At 32.9% G+C, this 20,305-nt stretch carries 19 protein-coding genes and 1 riboswitch; of the genes, 14 read left to right on the forward strand and 5 right to left on the reverse strand.

From position 1 onward, the window contains the following. Window positions 1-6 precede the first annotated feature (6 nt). From rlmN to moeB, 11 genes are all read left to right on the forward strand, one after another. The gene (gene rlmN / locus ACXGQT_RS09190) at window positions 7-1,041 is read left to right on the forward strand and encodes a 23S rRNA (adenine(2503)-C(2))-methyltransferase RlmN (RefSeq protein ID WP_457828300.1); all 1,035 of its coding nucleotides are present in this window, start codon (window positions 7-9) and stop codon (window positions 1,039-1,041) included. Window positions 1,042-1,135: 94 nt separating this feature from the next. Next, a riboswitch (TPP riboswitch) is annotated at window positions 1,136-1,231 on the forward strand. Window positions 1,232-1,332: 101 nt separating this feature from the next. Beyond that, window positions 1,333-1,536, forward strand: coding sequence for a sulfur carrier protein ThiS (gene thiS / locus ACXGQT_RS09195; RefSeq protein WP_457828301.1), 204 nt, complete (start codon window positions 1,333-1,335; stop codon window positions 1,534-1,536). Window positions 1,537-1,631: 95 nt separating this feature from the next. Next, window positions 1,632-3,494, forward strand: coding sequence for a phosphomethylpyrimidine synthase ThiC (gene thiC / locus ACXGQT_RS09200; RefSeq protein WP_457828302.1), 1,863 nt, complete (start codon window positions 1,632-1,634; stop codon window positions 3,492-3,494). Window positions 3,495-3,743: 249 nt separating this feature from the next. Further along, window positions 3,744-4,334, forward strand: a complete 591-nt coding sequence (locus tag ACXGQT_RS09205) for a thiamine phosphate synthase (RefSeq protein WP_457828303.1) — start codon at window positions 3,744-3,746, stop codon at window positions 4,332-4,334. Between the two features lie 178 nt (window positions 4,335-4,512). Next, complete coding sequence (locus tag ACXGQT_RS09210) at window positions 4,513-5,292, forward strand: hydroxymethylpyrimidine/phosphomethylpyrimidine kinase (protein ID WP_457828304.1); 780 nt, start codon at window positions 4,513-4,515, stop codon at window positions 5,290-5,292. Between the two features lie 11 nt (window positions 5,293-5,303). Further along, window positions 5,304-5,666: a four helix bundle protein gene (locus tag ACXGQT_RS09215; RefSeq protein ID WP_457828305.1), complete on the forward strand. Its 363-nt coding sequence runs from the start codon at window positions 5,304-5,306 to the stop codon at window positions 5,664-5,666. Between the two features lie 25 nt (window positions 5,667-5,691). Then, window positions 5,692-6,342: a thiamine phosphate synthase gene (thiE, locus tag ACXGQT_RS09220; RefSeq protein ID WP_457828306.1), complete on the forward strand. Its 651-nt coding sequence runs from the start codon at window positions 5,692-5,694 to the stop codon at window positions 6,340-6,342. 9 nt (window positions 6,343-6,351) lie between these two features. Next, the gene (locus ACXGQT_RS09225; RefSeq protein ID WP_457828307.1) at window positions 6,352-6,756 is read left to right on the forward strand and encodes a DUF1801 domain-containing protein; all 405 of its coding nucleotides are present in this window, start codon (window positions 6,352-6,354) and stop codon (window positions 6,754-6,756) included. 78 nt (window positions 6,757-6,834) lie between these two features. Next, on the forward strand, window positions 6,835-7,602 hold the full coding sequence (locus tag ACXGQT_RS09230; RefSeq protein WP_457828308.1) for a thiazole synthase: 768 nt from the start codon (window positions 6,835-6,837) through the stop codon (window positions 7,600-7,602). 72 nt (window positions 7,603-7,674) lie between these two features. Continuing rightward, the gene (gene thiH, locus ACXGQT_RS09235; protein WP_457828309.1) at window positions 7,675-8,787 is read left to right on the forward strand and encodes a 2-iminoacetate synthase ThiH; all 1,113 of its coding nucleotides are present in this window, start codon (window positions 7,675-7,677) and stop codon (window positions 8,785-8,787) included. A 77-nt stretch (window positions 8,788-8,864) separates the two neighbouring features. Next, complete coding sequence (moeB, locus tag ACXGQT_RS09240) at window positions 8,865-9,902, forward strand: molybdopterin-synthase adenylyltransferase MoeB (protein WP_457828310.1); 1,038 nt, start codon at window positions 8,865-8,867, stop codon at window positions 9,900-9,902. On the opposite strand, the gene ACXGQT_RS09245 is transcribed toward moeB, so the two are convergent. The 5 genes from ACXGQT_RS09245 to ACXGQT_RS09265 all read right to left on the reverse strand — a co-directional run bounded on the left by ACXGQT_RS09245 (window position 9,897) and on the right by ACXGQT_RS09265 (window position 16,135). Then, on the reverse strand, window positions 9,897-10,382 hold the full coding sequence (locus ACXGQT_RS09245; protein WP_457828311.1) for a hypothetical protein: 486 nt from the start codon (window positions 10,380-10,382) through the stop codon (window positions 9,897-9,899). The genes moeB and ACXGQT_RS09245 overlap by 6 nt on opposite strands. Window positions 10,383-10,481: 99 nt before the next feature. After that, window positions 10,482-10,970 carry a hypothetical protein gene (locus tag ACXGQT_RS09250; RefSeq protein WP_457828312.1) on the reverse strand — a complete coding sequence of 163 codons (489 nt, stop codon included), beginning with the start codon at window positions 10,968-10,970 and terminating at the stop codon, window positions 10,482-10,484. Window positions 10,971-11,052: 82 nt separating this feature from the next. Further along, window positions 11,053-14,394 carry a bifunctional amidotransferase subunit GatB/aspartate--tRNA ligase AspS gene (gene gatB/aspS, locus ACXGQT_RS09255; protein ID WP_457828313.1) on the reverse strand — a complete coding sequence of 1,114 codons (3,342 nt, stop codon included), beginning with the start codon at window positions 14,392-14,394 and terminating at the stop codon, window positions 11,053-11,055. Continuing rightward, window positions 14,394-15,791, reverse strand: a complete 1,398-nt coding sequence (locus tag ACXGQT_RS09260) for an amidase (protein ID WP_457828314.1) — start codon at window positions 15,789-15,791, stop codon at window positions 14,394-14,396. The genes gatB/aspS and ACXGQT_RS09260 overlap by 1 nt, the downstream gene beginning before the upstream one ends. 77 nt (window positions 15,792-15,868) lie before the next feature. After that, window positions 15,869-16,135 (reverse strand): hypothetical protein, encoded by a 267-nt coding sequence (locus tag ACXGQT_RS09265; RefSeq protein ID WP_457828315.1) that lies wholly within the window; start codon window positions 16,133-16,135, stop codon window positions 15,869-15,871. Between the two features lie 372 nt (window positions 16,136-16,507). Between ACXGQT_RS09265 and gyrB the strand changes: the two genes are divergently transcribed. From gyrB to ACXGQT_RS09280, 3 genes are all read left to right on the forward strand, one after another. Further along, entirely contained in the window at window positions 16,508-18,445 is a 1,938-nt protein-coding gene (gene gyrB, locus ACXGQT_RS09270) for a DNA topoisomerase (ATP-hydrolyzing) subunit B (RefSeq protein WP_457828316.1), read from the forward strand. A gap of 133 nt (window positions 18,446-18,578) precedes the next feature. Next, the gene (locus tag ACXGQT_RS09275) at window positions 18,579-19,607 is read left to right on the forward strand and encodes a DUF6588 family protein (RefSeq protein WP_457828317.1); all 1,029 of its coding nucleotides are present in this window, start codon (window positions 18,579-18,581) and stop codon (window positions 19,605-19,607) included. 101 nt (window positions 19,608-19,708) lie between these two features. Further along, entirely contained in the window at window positions 19,709-20,161 is a 453-nt protein-coding gene (locus ACXGQT_RS09280; RefSeq protein WP_457828318.1) for a DUF2059 domain-containing protein, read from the forward strand. Window positions 20,162-20,305: the final 144 nt, after the last annotated feature.

Genomic DNA, 20,305 nt, shown 5'->3' on the forward strand with positions numbered 1-20,305 from the left:
AACATCATGTCTAAAAAAGATATCAGAGCCCTTAGCAAAGATCAATTAAGGGAATTTTTTGTAACAAACGGAGACAAGGCCTTTAGAGGAAACCAAGTCTACGAGTGGTTGTGGTCTAAATCTGCCCATACTTTTGATGACATGACCAACCTATCTAAACAAACTAGAGATATGTTAGATAGCAACTTTACCATTAACCATATTGAAGTAGACAATATGCAACGTAGTAAAGATGGTACTGTTAAAAATGCTGTAAAACTACACGATGGTTTAATTGTAGAATCTGTATTAATTCCTACCGATTCTAGAACCACCGCTTGTGTATCTAGCCAAGTAGGATGTAGTTTAGATTGTGAATTCTGTGCTACTGCTCGTTTAAAAAGAATGAGAAATTTAAATGCTGATGAAATTTTTGATCAAGTAGCGGCCATCAACAAAGAAAGTCTTAAAACTCACAAACACAAACTATCTAATATTGTGTATATGGGAATGGGAGAACCTTTAATGAACTACAACAACGTACTAAAATCTATAGAAATGATTACTAGTGATGAAGGTTTAGGAATGTCTCCTAAACGTATCACTGTTTCTACTTCTGGATTGCCAAAAATGATTAAAAAACTAGCTGACGATGAAGTAAAATTTAATTTAGCAGTTTCATTACACTCTGCAATTGAAGAAACTAGAAATAAAATCATGCCTTTTTCTAAAAACTTTCCGTTAACAGACTTACGTGAATCATTAGAATATTGGTACGCAAAAACACAAAGCAGAATTACTTATGAATATGTTGTTTGGAGAGATATTAACGACAAGCAAGAAGACATTAATGCTTTGGTAAAATTCTGTTCTTATGTTCCTTGTAAAGTGAATTTAATAGAATACAACCCTATTGATGACGGAAAATATCAACAAGCAAGTAATAAAGCTATTGATGATTATGTTTACACTTTAGAAAAAAATGGAATTGTAGTCAATGTTCGTAGATCTAGAGGAAAAGACATTGATGCTGCATGTGGACAGTTGGCGAATAAAAGCTAATTTTAAATCCTGTTAAAACTCACAAATCACTAACATTCGTTTATTTACAACACTATAAATTGTGTTGTAAAAATATTTTTATACATTCGCATAAGATAAGCTTTAGGGGTGTCTTTTATAAAAAGGCTGAGATTTACCCTTTGAACCTGAATAAGTTAAGACTTACGTAGGGAAAAGTGAGGTCGCAGACCTCTTTTGTTTTTTATTGTAAGAGTGCATTCATTGTACTCCACTTTATTCAGCTTCAAGCAGAGTCCTTCTGCAAAGGTTATCGCCAAAATATTTTTAACAATGATAACCGTAAAAGTAAACAATCAATCTAAAGAAATTTCAGAAAATAGTTCTGTTAGCCAATTGATGCATCAATTAGATCAACCAGAACATGGAATTGCTGTAGCCATCAACCAACAAATTATTTCAAAATCTAATTGGAACCAACATTTTCTTAACCAGGAAGATGATGTTTTAATTATACAAGCTACACAGGGAGGATAAACTCAATTAGCAATCAATCAATTACGAATTAACAATTATACGTAGCTACGATAAGTCCTTATACTTTCTACCTACTACCAAATACCACAATAAAAATGAAAAACAAAGACACTGCACCAAAAGAAGGGCAAATTACAAGAAAGCCTTTTCCAAATTCTAAAAAGATTTACGTACCAGGAAAAATCCATCCACAAATTAAAGTGGCTATGCGTGAAATTTCTTTGGCTGACACAACGGATTCGATGACCAAAAAGAAAACACCAAACGAGCCAGTTACTGTGTACGATACCTCTGGACCTTATACAGATCCTAACAAAGAAATTAACGTACATAACGGAATAGAAAGAATTAGAGAACAGTGGATTTTAGATCGTGGAGATGTTGAAGAATTAGACTCTTTTACATCTAAATATTGTAACGAGCGTTTAAACGATAAAAGTTTAGACCACATGCGTTTTGATTTAAAACACAAACCAAAACGTGCTAAAAAAGGAAAAAATGTAACGCAGTTACACTACGCTAAGCAAGGAATTATTACTCCAGAAATGGAATACATCGCCATTCGTGAAAACCAACGAATTGATGAAATGACCGAAATTAGAAAACAACACAAAGGAGAACATTTTGGAGCTGCCATTCCAGAAAAAATTACGGCAGAATTTGTTCGTGAAGAAGTTGCTAGAGGTCGTGCTGTAATTCCATCAAACATCAATCACCCAGAAGCAGAACCTATGATTTTAGGTAGAAACTTCTTAGTAAAAATAAACGCAAATATTGGAAACTCTGCTACCACATCATCTATAGAAGAAGAAGTAGAAAAAGCTGTTTGGGCTTGCCGTTGGGGAGCAGACAATATTATGGATTTATCTACAGGACAAAACATTCACGAAACTCGTGAGTGGATTATCCGTAACTCTCCAGTACCAGTAGGTACCGTACCTATTTACCAAGCTTTAGAAAAAGTAAACGGGGTTGCAGAAGACTTAACATGGGAAATTTTCCGTGATACTTTAATTGAACAAGCAGAACAAGGAGTAGATTATTTTACTATTCACGCCGGAGTTTTATTACGCTATGTTCCTATGACTGCTAATCGTGTTACAGGAATTGTATCTCGTGGAGGATCTATCATGGCAAAATGGTGTTTGGCACATCATAAAGAAAGTTTCTTGTACACTCATTTCGAAGAAATTTGTGAAATCTTAAAACAATACGATGTTGCTTTTTCTTTAGGAGATGGTTTACGTCCGGGTTCTATAGCCGATGCAAATGATGAAGCTCAGTTTGCTGAATTGGAAACTTTGGGTGAATTAACACAAATTGCTCGTAAGCACGAAGTACAGTGTTTTATAGAAGGACCAGGTCACGTGCCAATGCACATGATTAAAGAAAACATGGAGAAACAAATTAAAGTTTGTGACGAAGCTCCTTTTTACACATTAGGACCTTTAACTACAGATATTGCTCCAGGTTATGACCACATTACATCGGGTATTGGTGCTGCTATGATTGGTTGGTACGGATGTGCAATGTTGTGTTACGTAACCCCAAAAGAACACTTAGGATTGCCTAATAAAGAAGACGTTCGTGTGGGAGTGGTTACTTATAAATTAGCGGCTCATGCTGCCGATTTAGCCAAAGGTCACCCAGGTGCGCAACACAGAGACAACGCTTTAAGTATGGCTCGTTTTGAATTCCGTTGGGAAGATCAGTTCAACTTAGGTTTAGACCCAGAACGTGCGTTGGAATATCACGATGAAACCTTGCCTGCTGATGGTGCAAAAGTGGCTCATTTCTGCTCTATGTGTGGACCAAAATTCTGTTCTATGAAAATTTCTCAGGAAGTACGTGATTTTGCTGCCGAAAACGATATTGATGAGAACAATGAAGTATTCCAAAAAGGAATGGAAGAAAAGTCTCAAGAGTTTAAAGAAAAAGGATCAGAGGTTTACCTTTAAAATAATTAGGAAGTTCCCCCGAACAAGTTTCGGGGTCGGGCTTTCGGCACTCGCTTTTTATATACAGAAACAAGTTCAGTATATAAAAGAGCTCAAACAAAGCTTCAATCCCTAACTCGAGTTCTCGATACATTTTGCTACACAGTGTTTCACAAAACACTCGAACTGACCACAAAAAACAATGTCACATCGAGTAAATTTCTGTAATGAAATAAAAGAAATTTTTATCGAGAAGTAATTTTACTAAAAATGATAGTTTTAATCGCACCAGAAAACGACATTCCAAACGAACTTGAAATACTACATCAATTATTTCAAAACGGATTGGAGTATTATCACTTAAGAAAGCCTAACAAAAATTATCAAGAACATTGTGAGTATTTAAATCAGATTGATAAACAATATCACCACAAAATTGTAGTTCATTATTTTCATGAATTGATAAACGAATACCATTTAAAAGGAATTCATTTTCAAGAGCAAAAACGAAGAGATTGTTTAGACACTCCAACAGATTACTTTGTAAAGTTGAATAACATGTATGGTAAAACTATCAGTTCTTCTTTTCACGAACCAGAAGAATTACAAAATTGTACGTTTGAGTTTGATTATCATTTACTAAGTCCTGTTTTCTCTTCTATTTCAAAACAAGGTTACAATGGCCGTGGTTTTGATGTCAATCACATCCATAAAACCATTGTAGGTATGGGAGGTGTAACAACAGAAAACTTAGCCGAATTTAACAAACTAGGCTTTAAAGGAGTTGGAGTATTAGGTGGAATTTGGAATAGTGAAAAACCAGTGGAAGATTTTAAAAAAATGAAAAGTCATTTTGAGTAATTTATCTAGTTAATATCAAACTAACAATAAAAAATACAAAAGTCACTTCGAGTGATTTTGGTCCCAAAGTTTCGGGAGAGAAATAATATCAAGAAGTAATTATAGTATAAAGTTCTCGATACAAATTTCTTCCATTTCATTACAGAAATTCACTCGAACTGACAATAATTAAACTAAAATGCAAAAAGATAAAAAATACATATTAACCATCGCCGGCCACGATCCTTCAGGAGGTGCTGGATTAACGTCAGATATTAAAACATTTGATGCTCATGGTTTTTATGGCTTATCTGTTTGTACTGCTATTACTGTTCAGAATGATATTGATTTTAAAGAGTGTGTTTGGACAGAACCTAAAGTGATTCTTTCACAAATTGAAACTTTATTCGAACGTTTTGAAATTGCTATTGTTAAAATCGGAATCATCCAATCCTGGCGAACATTGCTCGATATTTTATTACAACTGAAACGCTTAAATCCTGAAGTAAAAATTGTTTTAGATCCAATCATCAAAGCCACTGCAGGTTTTGATTTTCATACAGAAGAAAATCAAGATTTGTTGAATAAAATTTGGGAACAATGTTATATCATCACTCCCAACTATGATGAAATTCAGTTACTATACCCAGAAAAAGACATAGAAGAAACGACAGAACATATTGCCAGCAAAACCAACATTTACTTAAAAGGTGGACATAGAAAAGACAAAAAAGGTTGGGACGAATTATACCATAGTGGAATTGTAATGGTAAACATTCCTCCAAACGCTACTAAAGTTTCAGAAAAACACGGAAGCGGTTGTGTATTGTCATCTGCCTTAGCTTGTAATATTGGCTTAGAACAAGAGTTGGAAGATGCTTGTAAAGCTGCAAAATATTATACAGAAAGGTTTTTAAATTCAAATGATTCTTTGTTGGGAACGCATAAAAGAATGGAGAATACAGAAGTTAGTAACTAGAATAAATCACTATGAAAAAAAACACTTTTGAAGATTTAATCATGTGGCAAAAAGCTCATCAATTTGTGCTTTTGGTATATTCTATAACAATGTCTTTTCCAAAAGAAGAAACTTATGGATTGACTTCTCAATTTAGGAGAGCTGCTACATCAATTGCTGCAAATATAGCCGAAGGATATAAAAAGAAAGGATTAAAAGATAAAGTGAGATTCTTTAATATTTCACATGGCTCATTAGAAGAGTGTAGGTATTACATAATACTTTCAAAAGATTTGGGTTACATAAATGACACTAAAAAATTAAACAACCTGATCAATGAAACTGGCAAACTAATTAATGCCTACTCAAAGTCTGTTCTAAATTCTAACTCCTAATTTCTACATTCTAAAACAAAAAACAATGACCATCAACAAATTACATTATATATCGCAAGGAGCTACGCCAAAAGAGCATTTAGAAAACATCCAAAAAGCTTGTGCTTCGGGAGCTGAATTGGTACAACTTCGTTTGAAAAATTTATCCGATAAAAAGATATTAAAAACAGCTTTAGAAGCCAGAGAAATCACCAATCATTTTCAGACAAGATTAATCATCAACGACCATTACAAAATTGCCAAAGAGGTAAAAGCAGATGGAGTTCATTTGGGAAAAACAGATACTTGTCCAACCATTGTTAGAAAAGAACTGGCTACTTGGCAAATTATTGGAGGTACGGCAAACACACTTGAAGACTGCAAAAATTTGTTAGATAAAAATATAGATTATATTGGTTTGGGACCTTTTAGATTTACCACCACCAAAGAAAATTTAAGTCCTGTTTTAGGTCTAGATGGATACACCGTAATTTTAGAAGAACTACAAACAGAAACTCCCATTATTGCCATTGGTGGAATTACAGAAAACGACATCGCTGAACTTTTAAAAACAGGAGTTTCGGGGATTGCCATGTCTGGAGAAATTACTCGTGATTTTAATAAAATCAGAATCTTTAATAAACTATTACAAGCAGGAAATAGCGAAGAACAAAAATACGATATCAATAACTTATAACCCCAGAAAATGGCCAACAAAACACAACCTACCAACGCAAGTGTTATTGACTTTATCAACAATATTGAAAAAGAACAAAAACGTACTGATAGTTTTGAAATCTTAAAAATGATGGAAGAATTAAGTGGAGAAAAACCGGTAATGTGGGGAGATAGTATTATTGGATTTGGTCAATATAGATACAAAACAAAATCTGGAATAGAAGACAATTGGTTTACCTGTGGTTTCTCTCCAAGAAAAGCAAATATATCCTTATACCTAATGGGGTGTGATATTAAACAAGCTCATGACCTTTTAGATAAATTAGGGAAACACAAAACAGGTGTTGGATGTTTATACATTAATAAATTAACTGATATTGACACCCAAGTTTTAAAAGAAATAATTAAGAGAACAATAGAAATTAGTAGATAACGTATAAGAATCTAGAAGCAAGAATTCAGGAGTTAGTACAGCTGGATTCTATATTCTAAATTCTACATTCTAAAAAATATGGACACATTAAAAATAGCCGATAAAGAATTTACATCAAGATTGTTTACAGGAACAGGAAAATTTAGTTCTAATGATTTAATGGCAAAAGCTATTTTAGCATCAGAAAGTGAATTGGTAACCGTGGCCTTAAAACGAGTTGATGTTGACAATGAGCAAGACAAAATGCTGCAAAGCATTAACCAACCACATGTAAATTTATTACCCAATACATCTGGAGTAAGAGATGCAAAAGAAGCTGTTTTTGCAGCGCAATTAGCAAGAGAAGCTTTGGAAACCAATTGGATTAAATTAGAAATTCATCCCGATCCTAAGTATTTATTACCCGATCCTATAGAAACGCTAAAAGCTGCCGAGGAATTGGTAAAACTAGGTTTTGTTGTGATGCCATATATTCACGCGGATCCTGTTTTATGCAAAAGATTAGAAGAAGTAGGAGCACAATGCGTAATGCCTTTAGGAGCTCCTATAGGAACTAATAAAGGATTAAAAACAAGTGACTTTTTAGAAATTATTATAGAACAAAGCAATGTTCCTGTAATTGTAGATGCTGGAATTGGAAGCCCATCTCACGCTGCTTATGCTATGGAATTAGGTGCCGATGCTGTTTTGGTAAACACAGCCATTGCGGTTTCTCAAAACCCAGTAGAAATGGCCAAAGCATTTAAAATGGCGGTGGAAGCAGGTAGAATGGCTTACAATGCAAAATTAGCGAGTATTAAAAAACATGCGGAAGCTAGTAGTCCGTTAACTAGTTTTTTGAACTAGAATTTAGAACCAAGAATATAGAGATTAGGTTTTAACCAAATCCTAACTTCTATATTCTACATTCTTAAAAACATGAACAAAACATTTCAAACCTTATTCGACACCTACAATTGGGATGAAACTTTAGCGAGTATCAACTCAAAAACAGCTCAAGATGTTGAGTATGCACTTTCTAAAACCAAAAGAGATTTAGAGGATTTTAAAGCATTGGTATCTCCTGCTGCAGCTCCCTATTTAGAACAAATGGCTCATTTGAGTAAGATGACTACAAAAAAACGTTTTGGAAACACCATTCAAATGTACATTCCCATGTATTTATCTAACGAGTGCCAAAATATTTGTACTTATTGCGGATTTAGCATGACCAATAAAATTCCTCGTAGGACTTTAACTGATGAAGAAATTTTAAAGGAAGTTGCTTTTTTAAAAGCCAAAGGATATGATCATATTTTGTTGGTGACTGGAGAAGCCAATAAAACCGTTGGAGTTCCATACATTAAACATGCCATGGAATTAATTAAAGATCAGTTTTCTAATATTACCATAGAAGTACAACCTTTAGACCAACATGAATATGAGGAATTGATTGAAGCCAACTTATATGCAGTTTTGGTGTATCAAGAAACATATCATAGAGATGAGTATAAAAAACATCATCCTAAAGGGAAAAAATCTAATTTTGATTATCGATTAGATACTGCAGATAGATTAGGTAAAGCAGGAGTTCATAAAATTGGTATTGGGGCTTTATTTGGTTTGGAAGACTGGAGAGCTGATAGCTTCTTTACTGCTTTACATCTTAAATATTTACAAAAGACCTATTGGAAAACAAAATATTCTATTTCTTTCCCAAGATTACGTCCACACAGCGGAGGTTTAGAACCAAAAGTAGAAATGACCGATAGAGATTTGGCACAAACTATTTGTGCTTTTAGATTGTTGGATGAAGACGTAGAATTGTCTATGAGTACCAGAGAAAGTGAGGTATTTAGAAATAACATTGTACATTTGGGTATTACCTCTTTAAGTGCAGAATCTAAAACAAATCCGGGTGGCTACACAGTAGATCCACAAACTTTAGAACAATTTGAAATTTCTGATGAACGCTCAACAGAACTCATTGCAGAAATGTTAAAAGAAAGCGGATTAGAACCTGTATGGAAAGATTGGGAAACTTTTAATTAGTATTTAGTATTAAGTGATGAGTACTAAGAACAGTAGCTACTCAATACTTTGTACTTTGTACTCAATACTTTGTACTTGTGAAACTAAACAACAACGAAAAAACACTATACAGCCGTCATTTATTATTAAATGAAATTGGACTAGAAGGACAAGAAAAAATAAAAGCAGCCAAAGTTTTAGTGGTTGGAGCTGGCGGATTAGGCTGTCCTATTATTCAGTATTTAACCGCTGCTGGAGTAGGAACTATTGGTATTGTTGATGGTGATACTGTTGATGTAACCAATTTACAACGTCAAATTTTGTTTACTGTTGATGATATTGGAAAATCTAAAGCTAGAGCAGTAGCAAACCGAATGAAACAATTAAATCCGTATGTAAAATTTAATATTGTTCATGAGTTTTTAAACAAAGACAATGCACTAGCTCTTTTTAATCAATACGACATAGTTGTTGATGGTTCCGACAATTTCCAAACCAGATATTTATGCAATGATGCTGCTGTACTTACCAACAAACCATTGGTTTTTGGATCTATTTTTAAGTTTGAAGGACAAGTTTCTGTTTTTAACTACAACAATGGACCAACTTACCGATGTTTATACCCTACTCCACCAAAAGCTGGTTCTATACCATCTTGTTCAGAAATTGGAGTTTTGGGAGTTTTACCTGGAATTATAGGAAGTTATCAAGCCAATGAAGTCATTAAAATTATTTGTGGAATTGGAGAGGTTTTATCTGGAAAACTATTGACGATTAACACCCTTAACAATCAACATTTTGTTTTAGGGTTTGAGAAAAATAACGACCTAAGTATTACTGAATTAATAGACTATGATTTCTTTTGTGGTGTTGAAGAATTTGAACATGAAATTGAATTTTCAGAACTTACCTCAACACATGAATTAATAGATATTAGAACAAGTTTAGAAAGAGATATTCAGAACATTGGTGGAATTCATATACCCGAAGAAAAGATTAGAAATAATCCGAACTTATTAAACTCCAATAAAAAAATTGTGTTGTATTGTGAATCGGGAACAAGAAGTAATCAACTCATAAAAGATTTAAATTTGAATATTCAATCCTTAAAAGGAGGTATTAAGAATATTCTATAATTGAGATAGGGGAGTAAAACCTTCTATCATTTTTTGTTCATGAATTTTATCTTTATTCAAAAAAATTTTAAAAGTATTAATTAACTCATTTTTATCATCATTATTATAATGGATTCCATATAAGTTTTTATTTTCTAATTCATCGATATACTCCACAAAAACAACATGATAAATACTTGTAGTTCCAAATTTTCTAGAAAAAGGTTCTGAGGTATTTTTCTTTGTGGTTGGAGCTCTACCTGTGCGAATTCTAACAATATTTTGACGACAGTCTATTGAAATATTATTGTATAAAACCTTAGACTTATAATCATTAGTTAAAAAATAACCACTATACTCTTCAAACACACTTACAAATACAATTTTCTCTATTTTTTTCCAATCAACAACAATTGATTCGTTAGTAGAAAGAGTAACTAAAATTCCGTCTTTATAATATGTCAAATATTTTTTCTTGTGTGTAAATGAAAACCAACTCATAGCTAAAACCAAATTTATTTTATCTATATACGACAAAATAAATCATATGGTTTTATAATATTACACATAAAAAAAGCATCACAATTGTGATGCTTTTGATTAATATTCAGACAAAGGAGTAAATCCTTCTATTTTCTTTTTCTGACGAATTTTATCTTTAGGCAAAAAGGCTTCAAATTGTTTTACAACCTCATCTTTTTTACCATTATTATAATGTGTTGCAAATAAATTTTTATTACCAAATTCATCTATATATTCAATAAAAACTGGATAATATATACTTGTTGTTCCAAAATTTCTAGAAAAAGGATCTGAGGTATTTTTCTTAACTGTTGGAGATCCTCCTGTACGTATTTTAACAATATTTTGACTACACTCTATACATATATCATTATATATTGATTTAGAAAGGTAATCGTCTGTTAAAAAGTAACCACTATATTCTTCAAAAGTATCTAACAATACAACTTTATTAATATTGGCCCATTTTACAACAACCTTTTCTCCATTTGATATAGACATAGAAACTCCTTGTTCATCAAATGACAACATTTTTTTCTTTCTTATTTTAGCAAAAAACTTCTTCATTCCGCAAAGATACACATTATCCTTTTTTATAAAACACTATAATTACAAACCTGTGAAATAACACAACCTGTGTTAACACTTCTTATTTTTTTGTAATAACTCTAACATTCATTTCTTCTACTTTTTTAGTAGAAAGCTTAGATGGTGATTTAAACAACAAGTCCTCAGAACTTCCTGTTTTAGGGAAAGCCATCACCTCTCTAATAGAGGCTTTTTTCTCTAAAATCATCATCAACCTATCTACTCCCCATGCAATTCCTCCATGTGGTGGTGCACCGTAATGGAAAGCTTCATACATCGTACCAACGCTCTTTAACATTTCTTCTTTATTGTAACCCATATTCTTATAGGTTGCTTCTAAAATTTCTGGCTTATGAGCACGTACAGATCCTCCACCTATTTCATAACCATTTAAGATTAAATCATATTGCTGCGCAATAATAGTACCTATTTCATCTTCTTTACCATTCATATGTTTATCTAAATCATAGATAGCAGGCATAGAAAATGGGTTATGGGTAAATGTCCAACGTCCTTCATCTGTTTTCTCAAACATAGGGAAATCAACTACCCATGCTGGTCTTAGCTCTTTAGGATTGATTAATTTTAACATCGCTCCTAATTCTTGACGAACCGCATCTAAAGCTTTGTTAGCTGTAGCATAATCCGCTGCCGAAAAATAAACAATATCTCCTACCTGTGCCCCACACTTTAGTATGATATTTTGAGCAATTTCTTCTCCTAAAAACTTAATAATAGGAGATTGTAAGTCGTTTTCATTTACAATAATATATGCCAACCCTCCTAAACCATGTTGCTGAGCAGTAGCCGTTAATTTTTCTATTTGTCCTTTAGACATACGTTTTCCTCCTTGCTCTTCTGCAGAAACCTTGATACATTTTACAATTCCACCCTCATCAATTGGCTTAGAGAATACTTGGAAAGTAGTTCCTTTTACAATTTCTGTAATATCTTGCATTTGCAATCCAAAACGTAAATCTGGTCTATCACAACCATACTTGTCCATAGCATCTTTGTAAGTAATCACTTCAAAAGGATGTAAAATCCATTTGTTTCCATAGATTTTCTTTACAATAGTATTGAACATATTGGTGTTTAAATCAATGATTTGCTGCATAGATGCATAAGCCATTTCAATATCTAATTGTGTAAATTCTGGTTGACGATCTCCACGAGAGTCCTCATCACGGAAACAACGAGCAATTTGAAAATATTTTTCAAAACCACCTACCATCAACATTTGTTTGAATTGTTGTGGAGCTTGTGGCAAAGTATAAAACGCTCCTGGCTCTTTACGAGAAGGCACAATAAATTCTCTTGCTCCTTCATCAGTCCCAGCAGTTAAAATAGGAGTCTCTACTTCTAAAAACTCTTGCTCATCTAACATATCACGAAGTAATTTAATTACTTTATGACGGTTGATGACCGCTTTACGAACTTCTTGATTTCTATGATCTAAGAATTTATATTTAAAACGTGTTGATTCGTTAGTTCTGGTAGCTTTTTTAATTTCAAAAGGTAAAGTCCTAGATAAGTTCAAAATATCTAAATCCAAAGCTTCTAATTCAACTTTTCCTGTTCTTAATCCAGCATTGTAATCACTCTCACTACGCTGCACTATTTTTCCTGTAACAGTAATGACAGACTCTGGCTTTAACTTTACCAACTCATCTAAGTTAGGGAAAGATTCTCTACTTAAACGAACTTGAATGATTTCGTAAGAAGAATCACGTAAATCAATAAAAATCAATTCTCCATGATCACGCACACTAGATACCCATCCTGCCAAACCTACTGTAGTATCAATAGTTTCTTCGGTGATATCTGTAATAACATGTGTTCTATACTCTTCTTTTATTACTAAAGGAATCTCAGGCAACACCTCTTTTGTACTTAGTACTGAGTCCTCAGTATTCAGTTTTTCATTACTAGCCCCTTGCTCTGTACTTTGTACTTGAGACTTTATACTACCCGACAGGGTATCCAAAATCATTTCACGAACTACATTCCCAGGAGCTCCTTTACCTATTTTAGCAATTACTTTACCAACTAAAACTCCTGCTTTTCCTTGATTTCCTCCTTTGATGTCATTTGCAATCGCTTCGTTTTCTGATATAGCAGCATTTACTGCTTCTTGAATTTGTTCTTCAGAAATGGTATTATCAGCAAAGTATTTTTTATAATCAAATTTAGGGTTTACCAACAATTCTTCAATCGCTTTTTGAACTAATACGTTGGTTACTTTTCCATCCTTAAAAGATTTAAAAATAGAAATTAAATCATCTATATTTTCAATCTTATCGTAATCCTCTGCTTTGATGTTATTGGTTAATGTTTTGGCTACAAAAGCAACATCACCAATCGCATCAATTAAAGACATTACTGTTTTAGAACGTAAAGCATCTGCGGTAAAAAACTTAGCATCTTGAGGTTTTACTTTTCCTTCAATTAACTTAGATTCTACGTAATAAGGCAATACTTTTGGATCTACAGTAATTCCTTCTACTACATTCTTAATAGCTACAAAAGGTAAATCTGGTTCAGAAATATAACGATAATCTGCATCGTATTCTTTCTTACGCATTACCTTAGTTTGCTTTAAAGCTTCATCCCATAAAACCGTAGTTTGATCTGGTCTAAATTCTTTATTTTCTAAAAAGTAATTTAATTGTTTTTCTATTTCTTCTTTTAAAGCCTCTACCATAAACTTAAATGAGTTTAAGTTTTTAATTTCGGTACGAGGGTTTAACACATCTGTTCCTTTGATTCTTAACGATACAGAAACATCTGATTTAAATTGTCCTTTTTCTAAGTTCGCTTCTGAAACTCCTAAATTTTGAACAATACGTTGAACATATTGTGCATAAGTAGAAGCATCTTCTATATTTCTAATACAAGGTTTGGTTACAATTTCAATTAACGGAACTCCCGCTTTGTTAAAATCTACCAAAGAAATGGTTTTCTCGTGTACCAATTTAGCAGCATCTTCTTCTACATGTACTTGCTCTATTTGTACCGTAAACTGAGAACCATCATTACGATAACAAGCTACTTCTCCATCTGGAATGATTGGATTGTGAAACTGTGTAATCTGAATGTTTTTTGGGTTATCAGGATATTCGTAATGTTTACGATCCCAGGAAGTTATTTCGTTAGAAAATGTAGAATTAATCGCTTTACCAAAATATATAGCCTTAGTAACAGCTTCTTTGTTGATGGCTGGTAACACTCCCATTTGACCTGTACATACAGGACAAATATTTACGTTTGCTTGCTCACTTTCTTCGTTGGCACAACCACAAAACAACTTAGATTTTGTATTTAAACGTACATGTGTTTCTAAACCAATTACTAATTCTATTCCGTTTTCTTCTATTAGAGAATTTAATCTTTCTAATTCCATTATTGCATTTGGTTTAAAAAGTTAGCAAACTGTAAAATTGTTTGTTCTTTATTTTTTGCTCCTGTAACCTGAATTCCTGTTTCTGTTCCAAATGGGCAAGTCAATGTTGGTAACTGTCCTAAACTGAACCCAACCGTATAAGCATCTGACAAATACATCGCATGCGGGTTGCTTAATACTTCTCCAATTTTAGGTACAGGACCAGGAGTTACGGGTGATAAAATAATATCTACCTTGTTAAAATCAGCTTCAAAAGCAGCCTCTATTTCTTTTCTTAATTCCTGACCTTTTAAATAAATAGCATCAGAAAAGCCTTGAGATAACACTTGATTTCCCCCTACAATTCTACGTTTTGTTTCCTCAGTAAAATTTTCAGAACGAGTAACCATGTAAGTTTCTTTCAAGTTTTTATCCTCAATTCTATTTCCATAGTTAGTCCCATCTAACCTAGATAAGTTCGATGCTGTTTCTGCCATCGCTAAGGTATAGTAAGTAGAAACCAATGTATCTGCATTGAAAAAGTCCAATTCTTGAATCTCGTATCCTGCTGATTTTATTTTTTCAATCGTTGCTAAAAAGTCAGCTTTTACTTTTGGGTCGATGGCATCATTCTCAATAAAGTTCTTAAAATATCCTATTTTAATTCCTTCTGGTTTTGATGCAATTACCTCAGCATTAATTTCTTCAGATATAATGGTTGTTTGATCTTTTGGATCTTTACCACTCATCACATTCATTACAATAGCAACATCTTCTATAGATTTTGCCAAAGGTCCAACTGTATCGGTAGACGATGCATAAGCCATTAAACCATAACGAGACACACGTCCGTAGGTAGGTTTTAATCCATAAATTTTATTATATCCTGCAGGCTGACGGATAGAACCTCCTGTATCTCCACCAATTGAAAAAACTGTATAATCTGCAGCCACGTTAACAGCAGAACCTCCAGAAGAACCTCCTGCTACCAATTCTTGATTGATAGCATTTTTAACACTTCCAAACACTGTGTTTTCAGAAGAAGAACCGTGACCAAAACTGTCACAATTTTCTTTAGCCATAGGAATGGCTCCAGCATCTAACAATTTTTGAATAGCAGTTGCAGTATAGGCAGATTTGTAATTTTTTAACAAATCTGAGCTAGCAGAAGTATAAGTTCCTTGAACCATGTATACATCTTTAATTCCAAAAGGAATTCCTTCTAACAATCCTATTTCTTCTCCTTTAACAATTTTAGCATCTACTTTTGCAGCAGCTTCTAAAGCCAAGTCTTCTAAAACAGTGTTTACAGAATTGTATTTATTTTCTTTTAGTAACGCTAATTTTTCTTGCACTAAAGCCGTACAAGTAATTTCTTTGTTTACTAACTGATTGTGTATTTTTTTTATCAAACTCATTGTATTCGTTTTGGGTAAAAAGATTTTGAGTAAAAAGTCAAAAGAAAAAGTCTTTCTACTTTACGTCTTTTTACGTTTTACCCTTCTATTACTTTAGACACCACTAAATACCCATCCTTCTCTTTTGGAAAATTTTCTTTAATGATTTGTTTGGTAATTTCTGAACTATTTTCCACAACATCAGCACGTAAATCATCTATAGGCACAGCATTCTTTCCGTTTTGATTTGATGAATTTGAATTGATTTCAGCATTTTTAATTACATCAAATAATTTATCCACCGCCTCAGAAGACTTTGCTCCTTTGATGCTAGACAAAATGTCTACAGGCATTATTTTACTCATTTCTACTAGTTTTATGTTCAGACTTCAAGTTTGCGAAATTACAAAAGTTTTTGCGGAGTAAGAAGGTATACTAAATAAAAGTAAAAGGCTATAAAATGGAACATACATCTAACTTTTTGACGTTTTTTTTAAATTTAAAATGCCATATAAACAATTATTCATTTTTTGAACATCTTAAAAAACATTAAAAAACATTAAATCAAAAATAAAGGCATTTACAAAGCTTTTAAGACACTTTCTTATTTACATAGCAAAACAACATTTTTTACACAACTTAAGCACAGGTCTATCATATTTATTATATTTGGTAGCATTCGATTTGAAACATTCAATTATCGAAACCAAAAATCAAAAACAATTAATAATATAAATATGAGCGAAGAAAAATTACCTGGCTATTCGGCCGATAGTATTCAAGCCCTAGAAGGAATGGAGCATGTACGTATGCGACCTTCTATGTATATTGGTGATGTAGGTGTTAGAGGTTTACACCACTTAGTATATGAAGTAGTAGACAACTCTATTGATGAAGCTTTAGCAGGACACTGTGACACTATTAAAGTTGCTATTAATGAAGACAACTCTGTAACTGTTGAAGATAATGGTCGTGGTATTCCTGTTGGAATGCATAAAAAAGAAGGTGTTTCTGCCCTAGAGGTAGTAATGACTAAGATTGGTGCTGGAGGTAAATTTGATAAAGACTCATATAAAGTATCTGGAGGACTACATGGTGTAGGGGTTTCTTGTGTAAATGCATTATCAGACCATGTAAAAGCAACTGTATACAGAGAAGGAAAAGTTTGGGAACAAGAATACGCAAGAGGTAAAGCTTTGTACCCTGTAAAAACTGTTGGAGATTCTGATTTAACAGGAACCATGGTTACTTTTACTCCAGATAAATCTATTTTTCAACAAACTACAGAATACAATTACGACACTTTAGCTGCTCGTATGCGTGAGCTTGCTTTCTTAAACAAAGGAATTACAGTTACCTTAACAGATAAACGAAATAAAGATGATGAAGGAAATTTTATTTCTGAAGAATTCCATTCTACCGAAGGTTTATCAGAATTTGTAAGATACTTAGATGGAACTCGTGAGCAATTAACAGCTGGAGTCATTGCCATGGAAGGTGAAAAAAATGGCATTCCTGTAGAAGTGGCTATGGTTTACAACACTTCTTATTCAGAAAACCTACATTCATACGTTAACAACATTAACACTCACGAAGGAGGTACTCATTTATCTGGATTTCGTAGAGGACTAACCACTACTTTAAAAAAGTATGCGGATGCTTCTGGAATGTTATCAAAATTAAAATTTGACATTGCTGGAGATGATTTTCGTGAAGGACTAACAGCCATTGTATCTGTTAAAGTTCAAGAACCTCAATTTGAAGGACAGACCAAAACAAAACTAGGAAACCGTGAAGTATCTGCTGCCGTAAGTCAAGCAGTATCTGAAATGTTAACGGATTACTTAGAAGAAAATCCTGAAGATGCAAAAACCATTGTACAAAAAGTAATTTTAGCAGCACAAGCCCGTCATGCAGCAACCAAAGCTCGTGAAATGGTGCAACGTAAAACAGTAATGTCTATTGGTGGTTTACCTGGTAAATTATCTGACTGTTCTGAAACAGATCCCGAAAAATGCGAAATTTTCTTAGTCGAGGGAGATTCTGCAGGGGGAACAGCCAAGCAAGGTCGTGATCGTGAATTCCAAGCTATTTTACCTTTAAGAGGAAAAATCTTAAACGTAGAAAAAGCAATGCAACACAAAGTTTTTGAAAACGAAGAAATCAAAAACATGTTTACAGCCCTAGGTGTTACTATTGGAACTGAAGAAGACAGCAAGGCCTTAAACTTGTCTAAAGTTCGTTATCATAAAGTAGTAATTATGTGTGATGCCGATGTAGATGGATCTCATATTGCTACCTTAATTTTAACTTTCTTTTTTAGATACATGAGAGAAATGGTTGAACAAGGTTATATTTATATTGCCACTCCTCCGTTATACCTAGTTAAAAAGGGAGCTAAAAAAGAATATGCTTGGTCTGATGATCAACGTGATATTATTAACAAAAACTTTGGCGGATCGGCAACTATTCAACGTTATAAAGGTTTAGGAGAAATGAATGCAGAACAATTATGGGACACTACCATGAATCCTGAATTTAGAACCTTAAGAAAGGTAACAATTGATAGTGAAGTAGAGGCTGATAGAGTTTTTTCTATGTTAATGGGAGATGAGGTTCCACCTCGTAGAGAATTTATAGAAAAAAATGCAAAGTATGCCAATATTGATGCTTAACAAAAAACAATCATAACATAAAATTAAAGGAGTTGAAGTTGTATTCAACTCCTTTTTTTATTGCTTTGTTGTACAAAAACAGTTACTAGTATTTTTTGTACATTCGTATATAACATATTTTAAACAAAACTTTATGAAAAAAATAGCTTTACTAATAGCTTTGTCAACAGGAATGTTTACAGCTAAAGCCCAAGAAATTGAACAATTTTTAGTTCTTGGAGAAGATGCAGGAACTTTAATGCAATCATACTTGCAACCTGCCTTTGAAGGAACCATTTACAACTTAAATAGCGGTTGGTATAGAACTGCAAAACCTCATAGATTATTAGGGTTTGACGTTACTTTAAACGCAACACTTTCTGCTGTACCTAGTAACAGAAAAAAATTCACTTTTGATGTTAACGACTATAATAATGTTCGTTTAGAAAGCGGAGCAAGTCAGGCCGAATTACCAACAGCTTTTGGAGGTAGTTCTAATGAAGTTCTAATTGTATCCAAAGATGTTGACACCCCTCTTGGTCCACAAACAGCAGAGTTTGAAATGGATGCCTTAAATGGAATTGGAGATGAAATTGGTTTTGATCAAGTTCCTGCTGCTATGATTCAAGCAGGAATAGGTTTACCTTTTAAAACCGATGTAACTTTTAGATTTTTACCTAAAGTAGGTAGTGACTCTTTTAAAACAAACTTGTTTGGTGTTGGTGTAAAACACAATATTTTACAATACTTTCCTATTGCAAAAAGAATTCCATTGGTTGATATTTCTGTTTTTGGAGGATATACTAAATTATCATCTGAATACATTCCAGGAGAAAACCAAAGTATTGACATGGAAGTAAACAGTTTAACTGGACAACTATTAGGTTCTGTTGACTTAAAAATTGTAAACTTTTTTGTTGGATTAGGATACTCAACAGGAAAATCTAGTTTAGTTGTTAACGGTGAATATGAGTTCCAATATAGAGACCCAAATACAGGTTTACCACTTGGGGAACCTCAAAAAATTGATGAAGCTGACTTACCAAATATTAAAAATGATGTTAACAGCTTTATGACCACAGCAGGTATGAGTATCAACTTAGCTTTCTTTAAAATTTATGGAAGCTATACTTTACAAGAATATAACGCTATTAATGCTGGTGTTGCTTTTAGCTTTAGATAATCATAAAAACTACAATATTTAAAAAGCGCACTGTGTCATCACACAGTGCGCTTTTTTATTTTATTTAACTATTTTTAAAGTTCTAATTAAAACCAGGCAACATGAAAAAGATTTTTACATTCCTATTATTTGTAACACTAACAATCAATGCTCAAGCTCCTAAAGAAAAGGTCTTAGAATTGATTAATGTAATGCAAGCAGACAAAATGATTAGTCAAATGATGGATCAAATGATTCCTATGATGCAACAACAAATAAAATCTAATTTAAAAACGGAAGAAGAAAAGCAAAAATTAGAAAAAGTGAACGGAATTGTTCTAGAAGAATCTAAAATATTTACAAGTAATATTGTTAATGGTTCTATGGTAGATATTTACGCAAAATACTTTAATGAAAAAGACATTAACTACATGATCTCTTTTTACAAAAGCGAAACAGGATCTAAATTATTAGAACTAACACCTACAATTACAAAAGAACTAATGGAAAAAATGATGCAAAATGAAATGCCCAAGTTCCAAGAAAAAATAAAAAAAAGAATTGAAGAGCTATAATGTATAATATTCTACAACTAGCATATTACAAAACATAAAAACGCTAAAGTTCATCATTCTTGTTATTTTTAATTTATTCATGACTTAAATTATGCTATGAATCAATTCAAATCCTTATTTTTAGGTAATCATAAAGAATTGTAT

It is taken from the genome of Wenyingzhuangia sp. IMCC45467 (genome assembly GCF_054111205.1).